At 69.6% G+C, this 13,732-nt stretch carries 12 protein-coding genes; 3 read left to right on the forward strand and 9 right to left on the reverse strand.

Annotated features, from left to right (window positions below; all coding sequences use genetic code 11):
• Positions 1-75 precede the first annotated feature (75 nt).
• Positions 76-435: a flagellar biosynthesis regulator FlaF gene (locus RH91_RS03245; protein WP_010161097.1), complete on the forward strand. Its 360-nt coding sequence runs from the start codon at positions 76-78 to the stop codon at positions 433-435.
• A 6-nt stretch (positions 436-441) separates the two neighbouring features.
• On the opposite strand, the gene RH91_RS03250 is transcribed toward RH91_RS03245, so the two are convergent.
• The 9 genes from RH91_RS03250 to RH91_RS03290 form a co-directional block, all read right to left on the reverse strand.
• Positions 442-1,059: a response regulator transcription factor gene (locus RH91_RS03250; RefSeq protein WP_010161098.1), complete on the reverse strand. Its 618-nt coding sequence runs from the start codon at positions 1,057-1,059 to the stop codon at positions 442-444.
• Positions 1,056-2,993: a PAS domain S-box protein gene (locus RH91_RS21205; RefSeq protein ID WP_442852551.1), complete on the reverse strand. Its 1,938-nt coding sequence runs from the start codon at positions 2,991-2,993 to the stop codon at positions 1,056-1,058. The genes RH91_RS03250 and RH91_RS21205 overlap by 4 nt, the downstream gene beginning before the upstream one ends.
• Before the next feature lie 815 nt (positions 2,994-3,808).
• On the reverse strand, positions 3,809-4,936 hold the full coding sequence (locus tag RH91_RS03260; protein ID WP_010161100.1) for a helix-turn-helix domain-containing protein: 1,128 nt from the start codon (positions 4,934-4,936) through the stop codon (positions 3,809-3,811).
• 94 nt (positions 4,937-5,030) lie between these two features.
• Complete coding sequence (locus RH91_RS03265) at positions 5,031-5,561, reverse strand: hypothetical protein (RefSeq protein ID WP_157136836.1); 531 nt, start codon at positions 5,559-5,561, stop codon at positions 5,031-5,033.
• Positions 5,562-5,572: 11 nt separating this feature from the next.
• The gene (locus RH91_RS03270; protein ID WP_010161102.1) at positions 5,573-6,640 is read right to left on the reverse strand and encodes an RNA polymerase subunit sigma-70; all 1,068 of its coding nucleotides are present in this window, start codon (positions 6,638-6,640) and stop codon (positions 5,573-5,575) included.
• Positions 6,641-6,859: 219 nt separating this feature from the next.
• Entirely contained in the window at positions 6,860-7,789 is a 930-nt protein-coding gene (locus RH91_RS03275; protein WP_010161103.1) for a hypothetical protein, read from the reverse strand.
• A complete protein-coding gene (locus RH91_RS03280) occupies positions 7,786-8,220 on the reverse strand; it encodes a hypothetical protein (protein WP_010161104.1) in 435 nt (144 codons plus the stop codon). Before RH91_RS03280 ends, RH91_RS03275 begins: the two co-directional genes overlap by 4 nt.
• The gene (fliI, locus tag RH91_RS03285) at positions 8,204-9,541 is read right to left on the reverse strand and encodes a flagellar protein export ATPase FliI (protein WP_010161105.1); all 1,338 of its coding nucleotides are present in this window, start codon (positions 9,539-9,541) and stop codon (positions 8,204-8,206) included. Before fliI ends, RH91_RS03280 begins: the two co-directional genes overlap by 17 nt.
• 6 nt (positions 9,542-9,547) lie before the next feature.
• Positions 9,548-9,940 carry a flagellar biosynthesis repressor FlbT gene (locus RH91_RS03290; RefSeq protein ID WP_010161106.1) on the reverse strand — a complete coding sequence of 131 codons (393 nt, stop codon included), beginning with the start codon at positions 9,938-9,940 and terminating at the stop codon, positions 9,548-9,550.
• Positions 9,941-10,127: 187 nt separating this feature from the next.
• Between RH91_RS03290 and RH91_RS03295 the strand changes: the two genes are divergently transcribed.
• Positions 10,128-11,432, forward strand: coding sequence for a flagellar hook protein FlgE (locus RH91_RS03295; protein WP_081469491.1), 1,305 nt, complete (start codon positions 10,128-10,130; stop codon positions 11,430-11,432).
• Between the two features lie 188 nt (positions 11,433-11,620).
• Positions 11,621-13,723, forward strand: coding sequence for a FlgK family flagellar hook-associated protein (locus RH91_RS03300; RefSeq protein ID WP_029623566.1), 2,103 nt, complete (start codon positions 11,621-11,623; stop codon positions 13,721-13,723).
• Positions 13,724-13,732: the final 9 nt, after the last annotated feature.

Below are 13,732 nucleotides of genomic sequence, written 5' to 3' on the forward strand. Positions count from 1 at the left end.
GCGACCGCACGGGCGCGACCGGACGTCGCGCCGGGCGGCTAGAATAAGGGGCCAACCCCTTCTGCAGGAGCGTACATGTCGGTCGAGGCCTATCGCCGCGCGCGGACGATCGTCGAAACCCCGCGCGCGACCGAGCGTCGCCTGATCGGGCAGATCATCGGCGAGATGATCGCCGCGCGTGATGCCGGGCTGCGCGGCGTGCAGCTGATGCCGGTGCTGCATCGCAACCGCGAGATGTGGGGCACCTTCGCCGCCGCGTGCGGCGCGCCCGGCAACGCCTTGCCCGATACGGTGCGCGCGGGGATCATCTCGCTCGGGCTATGGGTCGACCGGCACACCAGCCACGTCGTCGCCGGGCGCGACACGATCGACACGCTGATCGCCGTCAACCGCACGATCCTCGACGGGCTCGCCGCCGAACAGCTCGCCGCCTGAGCGCGCTCAGGCGGGTTCGACCAGCCCCGCCGCGAACGCCAGCCGCAACGCCTCGGACAGGCTGCCGACCGCGAGCTTCTCCATCATGTTCGCGCGGTAGATCTCGACCGTGCGCGGTGACAGGTCGAGATCGTGCGCGATCACCTTGTTGGCGCGCCCCTCGATCAGCCCGAGCAGCACCTCGCGCTCGCGCGGCGACAGGCTCGCGATCCGCGCGCGCGCGCTTTCGACCTGTGCGCTGCGCGCGCTGTCCTGTTCGAACCGGCTGAAGGCGGCCTCGACCACGTCGATCAGCCGATCGGGATCATACGGTTTTTCGAGGAAATCGAACGCGCCCGCCTTCATCGCCTGCACCGCGATGGCGACGTCGCCGCGCCCGGTCAGCATCACGGTGGCGAAGCACTCCGACTTTGCCCGAAGCGTCCGCAGCACGTCGAGCCCGGTCGCGCCGGGCATGTGGAAGTCGAGCAGCACGACGCCGCGATCCACCGGGTCGATCGCGGCAAGAAACGCGTCGCCCGACGGAAATCCTCGCACGATCAACCCCGGCAGATGCTGCAACAAGGTCTGCAGTGAAAGCCGTACCGGATCATCGTCGTCGACTATGTATACGCTGCGCATCATGGCTGTTCGTTCCCCGTTTCGATGACGATACGGGGCACGGTGAACCGGAATTCGGCACCACCCCCTGCAAGATTTTCGGCAACCAGCCGCCCGCCATGCGCCTCGACGATCCGTCGACAGATCGACAGGCCGATCCCCATCCCCGCTTCGCCCTTGGTCGAGGTGAACGGCATGTACAGTTGCGACAGGATCTGCTCGGCGATTCCCGGCCCCGTGTCGGACACGCGGATCTCGATCCAGTCCGGGTCCAGCGTCCGGGTCGCGACGCCGATGCGGCGCTGCTCCTTGGGCATCGTATACAGCGCGTCGAGGCTGTTGCGGAGCAGGTTGACGAGCACCTGCTGCACCTGGATGCGATCCGCCAGCATATAGTCGGCGTCGGGCGCGAGATCGTAGCAGATGGTCACGTCGAGCCGCTCGTAGCCGACCAGCACCAGCGCGCTCGCCGCGCGGATCGCGGCCTCGACCGGTTCGACCCGCGTGTCGGTTTCATGCCGCGACGCGAAGTCGCGCATCCGCCGGATGATCTCGCCCGCGCGCAGCGATTGCTCGCCCGCCGCGACGATATGGTCGCGCAGCGGACCATCGGCGTGGTCGCCCAGCCCGCGCCGCGCGGCGGCGAGATAATTGGCGATCGCGGTGAGCGGCTGGTTTATCTCGTGCGCGAGCCCGGCGGCGAGTTCCCCCATCGCGTTGAGCCGCCCGACATGCGTCAGCTCGCTGCGCAACGAGGCGAGCCGCTCCTCATTCTCGAGCCGTTCGGAAATGTCGCGGACGAACCCGGTGAACACCCGCACCCCGCCATAGCGCGCCTCGCCGATCCGCAGTTCGATCGGCAGTTCGTGGCCGTCGGCCCGGCGCGCGGTCAGGATGCGGGTGCGGTCGATGACGCGCGTGGTCCCGGTTTCGCGATAGCGGCGGAGATAGCCGTCGTGGCGCGCGCCATGCTCGCGCGGCATCAGCATCGACACGTTCATGCCCACCGCCTCCCGCGCGGCATAACCGAACAGCTGTTCGGCGGCGGGGCTGAACGTGAGGATCGCACCGGCCTCGTCGATCACGATCATCGCATCGGGCACCGTCTCCAGCACCGAGCGCAACTGCGCCTCGCGCGCGGCAAGCTGGGTCTCGTTCGCGACTCGCTCGGTCACGTCGATATTGACCCCGATCGTGCGATCGAGCTGGCCGTCCTCGTCGTAGAAGCACCGCGCCGACCCCTCGATCGACCGGACATCCCCGCCCTGGCCGCGGATCCGATAACCGAACGAGAAACGGTCCGCCCGCGCCCAGACCGCCGCCGCGAGGCGTGTCTCGATCGTCTTGCGGTCCTCTGGGAAGACGTCCGCCGCCCAACTGTCATAGTCGGTGATCGTCCCGGGCGGGATGCCCGGCAACAGTTCGGTATTGCCGATCCAGTGGATCGCATTGCTGCGCGTATCCCATTCGAACACGCCGATCGCATGCGCCTGCGTCGCCAGCAGCAGCCGCGCCTCGCTATGCTCCAGCGCGCGTTCGGCGGCGGCGCGCGCGGTGATGTCGCTCAACGACAGGACGGTCAGCGTGCTTGCGGTGTCACCGCTGCGCGCAAGTTCGAGCACGCGCAATTCGCGGCCGTCGCGGTGTTGCTCGATCAGCTCGACCCCGCCGTGCAGGTCGCCGGCGGCGGGTTGCCGCATGACAGCACCGTCGCGCGTGCGCGACTGGAGCAGCGCATACTTGTTCTGCCCGATCGCCACCGCGGCGCTCCAGCCGTACAGGTCCTCGCACCCGCGTGACCAGTGGACGATCGTCCCGGCGGGATCGATCATCGCGATCGGGCCATTGTCGAGCGCGCGCGCCATGGCGCGGGTGGCCATCCGTTCGGCGACGAGGCCGGTGATCAGCCACCACACGACCGCGCCCAGAATCAACGTGTCGAGCGGGACGACCGACATCAACTGGGTCGGGTCGGACAACGCGGGGAACACCAGACCCTGCAGCACCACGATCAGCGCGGGCGTGACCAGAATGGCGGGCAGCACGAGATGCAGGTTGCGCCACCCCGCCGCATCCGGCGACGCCAGCGTATCGAGCGCCGCGCCGCACGCCTCGATCAGGATCGCCCCGGCCAGCACCGTCGCCGGGAGCGCGGTCGGCAACGCGATGGCGATGCCCGCCGGTGCCGCCCCCGCACCCGCCGCGTGCAGCGTCGCCGCCAGCGCCAGGATCGCGAAGCTCTCCGCCAGGGCAGCGGTGAGCGAGGCGACCCGCAGCAGATCGACCCGGCGCAACCGCAGCATCGCGGTACTCATCACCAGCAGCCCGAGAATCGCGGCCATCCCCCCCGCAGGCGTGCCGGACAGAAGGGCGGCGGGCTGCCGCAAGAGCGTGCCTGCTGCGACCAGCGCGGGAACGAAGAGCAACACCGCGACCAGCCAGGCCGTCGTCGGGCGGCGGGCGGCGGTAAGGCCGATCGCGACGAGCAGCAGCGCGACGACCTCGGCTGGCTCCGCGACCAATCCGTGCTGGCCGTAATCCAGCAGCACGGGGAAGCGAAGCGACCACCCCAGCAAGACCGTAGCCGTGCTGGCCGCACAGACGAGCAGACTGGCAAGCAGGCTCAACCGGCGGGCGGTGTCTGCGGCAACGCGGTTCGGCACTATGCTCCTGCCCGGCCTAAAGGTCGTTCGTTCGGCGGCTACAGTAAGCGACGACTGGTTACGAAACGCAATACATCGCGGCGAACGACTCAGGCGTGGAGATGCGACCGCTAGACGAAATACGCGGCGACGATCGCACCGAGATCTTCCGCCGGTCGCGTGTCGAGCGGGATTTCGATTGCCGGGGTCGTGCTATAGCCGCACAGGCGGCCATCGCGATCGACCGTTACAGCGACGATCCGATAGCTTTCGACGGACGTCGCCTCCGATATCTTGGGGCCATCCGCCTCCGCGTCGCGTTCCCGAACGACCGCGAGCCCGCCGGCCACGGGATAGCGGTCAGGATCGACGATGACGATGGCATTGCCGGGCAATCCGCCGCCAAGCGTCGCGCGGCAGACCCGCAAGGCGAACGCGCGTGCGCCCGCCCCGCTGCTGTCGGCGATCGTGATCGCGGTCGGGGTCCGCGCGACCCGCCCCTCGCCGACCGCCGCACCGAACACCGCGAGCCGGCGCAGGCCAGCGCCACCCAGGGTACCCGGCTCCGGAACGCTGCCGTGCGGGCCGGTGAGTTCGGCCCGCAACGCCACCAGCCGTTCCCGCATTCGCTCGCGCCGCGCGGTCGGATTTTGCATCGCGGCGATCATCGGCGCGAGGGCACCGTCGTTCGCCAGCAGCGAGAGCGCGGCGCGCAACGCGGGTTCATCGCGAACTTCGAGCAACGCGAAGATCGCTTCCTGGGTCGTCGGGTTCCAGCGGGCGAAGGGCCGCTGGGCATTCTCGATCCGCGAGAGCGTGACCGGCGCGATGCCGAAGCGGCGTTCGATCGCGGCGATCGTCAGCGACCGGTCGCCCTGCCGGCGCAAACGGATCGCGGCGGCCAGTTCCTGCGCGAAGGCTTCTTCCGAATGATCGGGCGCGCGCCGGTCGTTGAACGGTGTCGCCCAGCGCTCGATCGAGAAATGCGGTGCCTCCAGATCGAGCAGCAGATCCTCCGGCCGGATTCCCAATACCCCCGCGATCCGGCGCAACTCATGCGCTCTCGGCACGACTTCGCCACGCTCGATCTTGGACAGGCGAATGTAGGGGATGTCCGCGATCCGCCCCGAAAAGGGCAGCAGCCGGGCAAACCCCGCGCGCTGTCGCCACTCGCGCACGCGATTGGGGAAGACGATTGCGCGAAACGGATCGACGGGCGAGTCACGCCGCGCGCCAGAGGTAGTTTCTGCGTCCGCCAACCTGAACCACCTCGCTCTTATGCCACGTCGTCGCGCATACCCCATCGCGACCATAGGCGGCGGGTCAAGACCGGTAAATCTACGATTCGCGGGGTCAATGGGCGGAACAGCGCGCCTGGCGGGGCAAGCGCAGCATGGCGAGGCCCCCGTCGGGCGAAAAGCGCTTGAGCGCGACCAGCCCGCGCGGATGGGCGAGCCGGCGGTCGATCCAGCCTTCCGCCAACGGCCAGGGATCCTCGGGGGCGAGCGCCACGCCCGTGCCGTCGCCGAGAATGCCGATCCGCCTCGGGCGCGCGGCGGCGGGCCAGCGCGCGCGCAACAGATCGAGCAGCATCGCCGCGGTCCGTGCGATCTCGCGATCGCGGCGGCGGTTCGGGTCGAGCGGCAGGTCGCTTGCGCGAAGGCCTGTGTCCCAGCAGCGCAGCCGGACGCCGCCTTCGGCGAGATCGTGCGCGGCGGCGATCAGCAGCGGGCCATGCGCCGGCTCGGAACCTTCGATCAGCGCCTGGATCGTCTGGGAGAAATTCGCCGCAACGGTATCGAGCAGCGTGTCGCGGCTCGGCACCGTCTCGCACACCGACGGGCCCGGATCGTTGCGACCGCGAACGGCTCGCCTAGGGGGCATTGCGATCGCCATCACTGCAGCCGTTCGCTGCTGAGTGCGACGAAGCCGTGCGACGGCTTTGCGCCGCGCAGCGGTTCCAGCGGTGCACCGATCGTTTCGCGCGACTCGATCGCATCGACCGCGGCGGGATCGAGCACGATGACGCGGGCCAGTGCGTTGTGGGGCGCGCGCGCATCGGGAAGGATCGACGTCTCGGCCGCGCCGTGATCAGTCTTGCGACGCCGTGGCTGCGGCTTGCGCCGGTCGGCGAAGCCCGCGAAACGCGGATCGCTGGTCGCGATCTCAGCGACGACCCGCGCGGCGCGCTTGGCGACCTGGCGCATGCGCTCGCGTTCGATCGGGCAGGTCTCGCTATCCTCGGTCCCCGGCGTATCGTCGCGCAGGCGGCGCTCGACCATTGCGCGCTGCGTCGCGATCCGCGCTTCCAGTTCCGCGAGTTCCGCCGGATCGGGGGTCGACGGCTTTGCGCGGAAACGCGGGAGCGCGGGTTCGTCGACATGGACCGAGCGGACGCCGCGCGCCTTGCGTTTGAGCTGGTCGACCCCGACCTGCCGCAGGTGCGCGACATAGGCGTCGAGCAGCGCGGTGCGCAGGTCGTCCGCCATCATGCCGTCGACCAAGGCCTCGGTCCGGTCGAGCGCGGCTTCGTCCTCGATCATCGCCTCGAGCGAGGTCGACTCGCCATCGGGGCCGAGCGTGGAAGCGTGGAGCGAGACGGTGGTCGCCTCGACCCGGCGCGCGGACTGGCGCTGGTCGGTCATGAGGCGGAACCGCAGGCTCTGCAATTCGCCGCGGAGCTGCCAGTTGACGAAGGTCGTGAACTGCGCGCGCTCCGGATCATACGCCTCGATCGCGCGGTGGACGCCGATCGCGCAGCACTGCTCGGCATCGTCCCAATGCGCGGTCAGCCCATATTGGCGGATGAAGTGGCGGATGCGCGGCGCGATGATCTTGAGCACTGCGGCGAACGCGCGGTCGGCGAGGATGCGCTGGCGCATCGTCGGGGTCGCACCGGCGGCCGGGCGGTTGGCGATGACGTCGGCGACAGCGGCTTCGAGCGCGATGGTGGTCTTGGACATGTGCTCCCCCAAAGGACGATCGGGAGCGGCACCGTTGCTGTTCCCGTTGGAGCAACCATGCCGATTGCGGCTCTAACGGGTTTATAAACATCCTATACGTAGTTTCCCGATGCGAAGGGGTTTCCGTCAGTGCATGGCCCTGAAATTACGCCGGTTTCATTGGTAACCAGCGGGTTAACCATTCTATAGGATGAACGCACGGCCGGTGCCGATTAAGACTCAGGCGAAGCGTTGCGGCTGGACGTTGCGCGCGACGTAGGCGGTCAGCCATGCGCGGTGTGCGGCGCGCGCATCGCCGCTCGCCGCGATCGCGCGCCCTGCCCCGCTGTGTCCGATCTGCGCGGTGAGCAGCGTGCGTGCGCGGGCGTCGTCGAGCCCGCCTTTGAAGAAACGCACCATGTCGCCGGGGCCGAGGTGATGCCCGAGATAGGCCGAGCGCGCGATCGTCGCCGGATCGGTCCCGACCGCAACGCCCGCGCGGCGCAGCGTGTCGAGGTTGCTCCGCGCGTAATCCGCGATGGACTGGATCGCCGCGGTCGGATCGTAGCGGAGCGCGAGCACCGCCGCCTTCGACTCCGCACGCACGCGCCCCGTCGAATCAAGCCAGCCGTGCGCCTGCGCGACCCCGTTGAGCCACGATCCGGGTTTCTCCGCGAGCGACTGCCACGTCCCGCCGAGAAACTGGCCGAGCCCCGCCGCACTCGACCGCGGGTTGCGCGAATAGCAGTTCCACCGCCCGCCCGAATCCTTCGCTGCCTCCGCCTGGACGATCGCGGCGAGCGCGGCGCCGGGGATGCCCGAGCGGTCGGCCGCTGCCTGCAACGTCGATGCGTGGATCGCATTCGGCCCGAGATGATGCGTCGCCGCGTCGCCCGCGGGCGGGCAGGTCGCGGGGTCGGACGCGAGCGCGTCCAGCGGCGACGGCCGCGCGGCACCGCCGTGGCGTGCGTCGAACAGCGCGAGCAGTTGCGTCAGGTCGAACCGGTCAGGGGTGTTCGCCGCCGGTTCCGGCGCGGTCGGGTCGGCGGTCGAATCGCTCCCGAGCGCCGCCTGCCACAGATGGTCCGACACCTGGGCATGCGCGGCGGCTTCGATCAGGTTGGCGCGCTGCGTCGGGCTGAGCGGCGCGGCGTCGAGCGACGGAATCATTGCGACGGGCTTCGCTTGGCCCTGCGCAACCGGACGAAGCGGACCGCGGTCCTGTCGTCGACGAGCGCCTGCTGCTGCCGGTCTTCGGTCCGCTGCACGTCGGTGCGGAACTGGTCGGCGACGGTCTCGACCGCGCGGATCGTCGCATATTGCCGCGCGGCGCGCTGGCGGAGCTGGTCGAGCTCGACCGTCGCGGCGCGGGCGTCGCTGGCGCAGCGTTCGCGGTCACCGCGCGCGCGGGCGAGATACGGATCGGCGATCAGCAGCCGGTCGCCGGCGGCAAGCCGCGTTTCCGCCGCGATCTTCTCGACCAGCGCGTTGTGCAGCACGCGCGCTTCCTCGAGCCGTGACGCGGAGGCGGCGATCAACTGGGTCAGCGCATCCATCTCGCGGTCGAGCGCACGCAAGGCGGCGTCATAGGGAGTCTGCATCGGTGCCCTCCATCAACTGTGCCATCATCGCAAAAGCCTGGGCCGCATCGCCGCGATCCTGCCGGGTCTGCGTCAGCAGCGCCTCGATCTGCGGCGCGATCAAGATCGCGCGGTCGACCTCGGGGTTCGCGCCCGTGGTATAGGCGCCGAGCCGGACGATCTCCTCCATGTCACCATGCAGCGCGAGCACTTGCCGCGCGGCGAGGCGGATGCGGTTGTCCGCGTCCGACAGGCAATGCGGCAGCGTGCGCGAGACCGACTTGAGCAGGTCGATCGCGGGATAGCGTCCGCGCTCGGCGATCTTGCGCGTGATGACGACATGCCCGTCGAGAATCCCGCGCACCGCATCCGCGACGGGTTCGTTATGATCGTCGCCATCGACCAGCACGGTGAACACGCCCGTGATCGTCCCCTGCCCCGGCAACCCCGGCCCGGCGCGTTCGAGCAGCCGCGGCAGTTCGGCGAAGACGGTCGGGGTATAGCCGCGGGTCGCGGGGGGTTCGCCGTTGGCGAGCCCGATCTCGCGCTGCGCCATCGCGAAGCGCGTGACCGAATCCATCAGGCACAGCACGTTAAGCCCCTTGTCGCGGAAATGCTCGGCAATCGCGAGCGTGGTCCACGCCGCCTGCCGTCGCATCAGCGCGGGCTCGTCCGAGGTCGCGACGACGACGACGCTGCGCGCGAGCCCCTCGGGGCCGAGATCGTCGGTGACGAATTCCTGCACCTCGCGCCCGCGTTCGCCGATCAGCCCGATCACCGCGACATCGCACGCGGTCCAGCGCGCGAGCATCGACAGCAGCACCGACTTGCCGACCCCCGATCCGGCGAACAGCCCGAGCCGCTGCCCACTGCACAAGGGCACGAACAGGTCGAGCGCGCGCACCCCCGTGTCGATCCGCGCGCCCACCCGCGCGCGCACCGCAGCGGGCGGCGGGGATGCATTGATCGGTTGCGGATCGCCCCCGCCGGGCAGCGCGCCGAGCCCGTCGATCGGGCGGCCGAGCCCGTCGATCATCCGCCCGAGCCACTGCGCCGACGGCCGCACCGCAAACGCGCCGTCCTCCAGCCACGTGCGCGTCCCGGACATCAGCCCGTGCGGATCGCGGAACGGCAGGCATTGCGCACGGCCCGACTGGATTCCGGTGACTTCCGCCGCGATCCGCCCCGCGCTCGTCTCGAGCGCGATCCGCGACCCGATCTGCGCGGCGCCCGCAAGGCCGTCGACCTCGATCAGCGCGCCCTGCACCGACACGACACTGCCATAGCGCTGGTCGGGCGATGCGGCGGCAAGCGCGCGGGTGGCGGAAGCGAGCGACTGCATGATGCGTCAGGCCGCGAGCATCGCGCCGCGCGGTCCATCCTCCTGCGCGATCAGCGTCCGGCATTCGGCGAGGCCGCGGACATAGTCGCGCGCCGCGACCGCATTAGCAAAACGCACGCTGACCGCGCGCGCCGCGTCGTCGGTCTGCCCGGCAAGCACAATCTGCAACGCCGCGATGATCCGGTGATGCTGCGCGACGCGGTCGTGGCCGCAATAGGCAGCGAGGCACGCGACATACAATTGCCGCGCCGGGGTCGTCGCCTGATCGGGCGTCATCAGATCGTCTCCGCGCAGCACGGTCGCGTCCGGGTCGATCAGCAGGTCGCAGGCGAACGGCGCGCGCAGCGTGGCACCGTTGACGATCATCGTCTCGCCGTCGTCCAGTGCAAAGCTGCGCATCGCGCGATCCCTTCGATGGTGTTGGCGTTTTATAGGGGCGCTTGCCCCCCGCCGGACGCGCCGGGCACGATTAGACGGGCGCGCCCGCGCTTTTGGCAGTGCGTGCGCCCAGCCGGTGCCGCGGCTTTCTATGATGCAGGCGATATGCCGGGCGCGGGTCCGGCACCTGTGACGTGGGAGACCCCGGTTGAGCCTCTATTCCGCATTATACGCTGGCGTCTCGGGCCTCAGCGCAGAATCCGCTGCGATGGCCGCGGTCGCCGACAACATCACCAACATCAACACGATCGGCTACAAGGGCACCGATACGCAGTTCAGCACGCTCGTCACCGATGGCCGGTCGCGCACCACCTATTCGGCGGGCGGCGTGTCCGCACGGCCGCAGGCGCTGATCTCGAAGCAGGGGCTGCTCCAGGCGTCGAGCAACACCACCGATCTCGGAATCGAAGGCGGCGGTTTCTTCGTTACGCGCACCGGGCTGGGGGCCGGCGACACCGTCGCCTTCACGCGCGCAGGGTCGTTCAAGCCCGATGCTGCGGGCTTCCTGCGCAACACCGCGGGGTTCTATCTGCAGGGCTGGCGGCTCGACAACAGCGGCGCCTTCAACAACACCGGCAATGTCGCGGCGCTCGAACCGGTCCGGCTAAGCGACCTCACCGGCACCGCGATGGCGACCAACAGCATCGACCTGCGCGCCAACCTCCAGTCGAGCGCGACCGCGGTCACCGGCCCGGTCGCCCGTGGCGACATCGCAAACGGCACCGTCCCCCCGCAATTCACCCGCGCGATCGACGTCTATGACGCGCAGGGCGGGACGCATCGCGTGACGATGGGCTTCGTCAAGACCGGCCCCAACGCGTGGCGCGGGGAAATCTATGCCGACCCGGCCGATGTCACCGCGACCGGCGGGGTGCTGGCAAGCGGCGAGATCCGCTTCAACCCCGATGGCAGCATCATCAACGATCCCGCGGTCTATACCTCCGAGATGTTCGGGCCGCTCAAGGTCACCTGGACCAACGGCGCCGCCGCCGACCCGATCACGCTCGGGATCGGCAACAACGGCAGCCTCAGCGGGCTGACCCAGTTCGGCTCCGAATCCGCGCTGATCACCTCGAGCGTCAACGGAGGGATGCTCGGCAACATCTCGTCGGTCCAGGTCTCGGACAGTGGCACCGTCAGCGCGGTGTTCGAGAATGGCATTGCGCGGAAGGTGTTCCAGCTCCCGGTCGCGACCTTCCCCAATGCCGACGGGCTGACGCGCACGTCGGGCAACGCCTTCCTGATGTCCGACGCGTCAGGCAATTACGCGATCAACAAGCCGGGGTCGCTCGGCGCAGGCACGATCCGGGCGAGCACGCTGGAGGCGTCGACGGTCGATCTCGCGCAGGAGTTCAGCAACATGATCCGGTTCCAGCGCGCCTACAGCGCATCGTCCAAGATCATCACGACGGTCGACGACATGCTGCAGGAAGTCAGCAACCTGAAGCGCTGATCCGAGCGCAAGGCTTCGACTTCGCTCAGCCCGAACGGGTCTGGAATGGATCCGAGCCGCCGCAATACTCTCCGTTCGCCCTGAGCGTAGTCGAAGGGCCCCTCCCAACGGAGACCGCGGCAAGCGGCAGAGCGGACGGGAAAACGATAGAATCATAGTCAGCGACGCGCGACGAAAGGGCAGGCGATATGGCGCTCAGTGATATCCTCGGCTCCGCTATGTCGGGGCTCAACGCCGCGCAGGCGGGGTTGCGCGTCGTATCGACCAACATCGCGAACGTCGGCACCCCCGGCTACGCACGCGAGCAGTTGACCGTCTCGACCAACGTCATCGGCGGGCGCGTGAGCGGGGTCGTCGTCGGCGAGGCGACGCGCGTCGCGGACCGGTTCCTCGAGGCGGCGAGCTATCGCCGTGCGGGCGATGTCGGCGCGGCGGAGACGACTGCGGGGTATCTCGACCGGCTCCAGGCGACGCTCGGCGCGCCGGGGGCGGAGTCGAGCCTCACCGCGCAGCTCGATGCGGTCGCCAGCGCCGGCGTGACGCTGACCGGGTCGCTCGCGGTCCCGCAGAATGCCGATGCGTTCGTCGCGCGGACGAGCGACGCGATCAGCTCGCTGCAACAGGTCGACCATGACGCGGCCGCCTTGTCCGCCGATGCCGATGCCGAGATCGGCGATACGGTGTCGCGCGCCAACGCGCTGCTGACGCAGATCAGCACGCTCAACGACGCGGTGTCGCGGCTCGACGGGCTCGGGCGGAGTTCGTCGGGCCTGTCCGACCAGCGGATGCTCGCGCTCCAGGACTTGAGCGGGCTGATCGGCGTGACGGTGCGCGACCAGCCCGATGGCCGCGTGACGATCGAAACTGCGAGCGGTGCGCCGTTGCTCGACCAGCGGCTGCGGCTGCTATCCTATCCCAACGGCGGCAATGCTGCGGGCGCGGCGCAGCCGGCCTATCCCGGGATCGACATCCGCTTCGCCGACTCCGCCGGGCTCCCCGGGGTCGCGACCGGCGACCGGATCGACAATGCCGCGGTCGGCGGCAAGCTCGGCGCGCTGCTCGACCTGCGCGACCGGACGATCCCCGGCTTTCGCGACCAGTTGGGGAGCGTGTTCACGGGCCTGGCTCAATCGCTCAACGCCGCCTCGAACGCCGCGACCGCGATGCCGCCGCCCGCGCAACTGGTCGGCGCGGTGACGCCGCTGGCGACGGGCGACCGGCTCGGCTTCACCGGCAAGGCGACGGTCGCGGTGACCGACACCGCGGGCAAGCTGGTCGCGTCCACCACTCTCGATTTCGACGCGATGGGGCCGACCGCGACCGTCGGGGACATGGTTGCCGCGATCAACGCCGGACTTGGTGGCAAGGCGACCGCGAGCTTTGCGGGCGGGCGGCTCACCCTCGCCGCGAGCGCGCCCGACACCGGGGTCGCGATCGGGCAGGATCCCGCCACGCCGGCGCAGCGCGCGGGGGTCGGGCTGTCGCAGGTGTTCGGGATGAACGACCTGATCCGGTCGGACGGGCTGACGATCCCGAGCGGTTTCGCCGCGAGCGACCCGCACGGCTTTGCCGCCGGCGGCACCGCGCAGGTCATGCTGCGCGACGGTGCGGGGCGGCTGCTCGCGCAATATACGCTGGCGCCGGTTGCGGGGGGCACGTTCGGCGATCTCGTCACCAGCCTCAACGCAAGTCCGCTCGGGCAGTTCGGCCAGGTCTCGCTCGATGCGACGGGCCGGATGCGGTTCGCCGCCAACCCGAATGTCGCGGGCGCCTCGCTCAGCATCCCCGGCGATTCGACCGATCGCGCGGGGACCGGGCGCAGCTTCACGATGATCGCGGGGCTGACCGGCGGTGCGAGCGTGCTCCAGTCGGGCGAGATCCGCCCCGATATCCAGGGCAATACCGGCCGCCTGCCGCTCGCGCTGCTCGATACGCGCGCGGTGCCCGGCGGGATCGCGCTCGGCAGCACCGACCGTACGGGCGCGGCGGGCTATGCCGATGCGCAGGGCAAGCCGATCGACCTCGGTGTCGCAGGCATTGTTTCGGTCGAGAAGCTGGCCGCGCAGGTGCTCGGCGGCGCGGGCAGCAGTGCCGCGCTCGCCAAGATGCGGCTGACCGAGGCGACCGCGCGGCGCGACGATGCGGTCAATCGGCGCGACAGCTTTTCGGGCGTCAACATCGACGAGGAACTGTCGCAGATGGTCGTGCTGCAGAACAGCTATTCGGCCGCCGCGCGCGTCATCTCCACGGTGAACGCGATGTACGACACGCTGCTCACCATGGTCCGTTGAAAGGAACCG

It is taken from the genome of Sphingomonas sp. PAMC 26617, from assembly GCF_000242835.1.
Taxonomy (GTDB): domain Bacteria; phylum Pseudomonadota; class Alphaproteobacteria; order Sphingomonadales; family Sphingomonadaceae; genus Sphingomonas.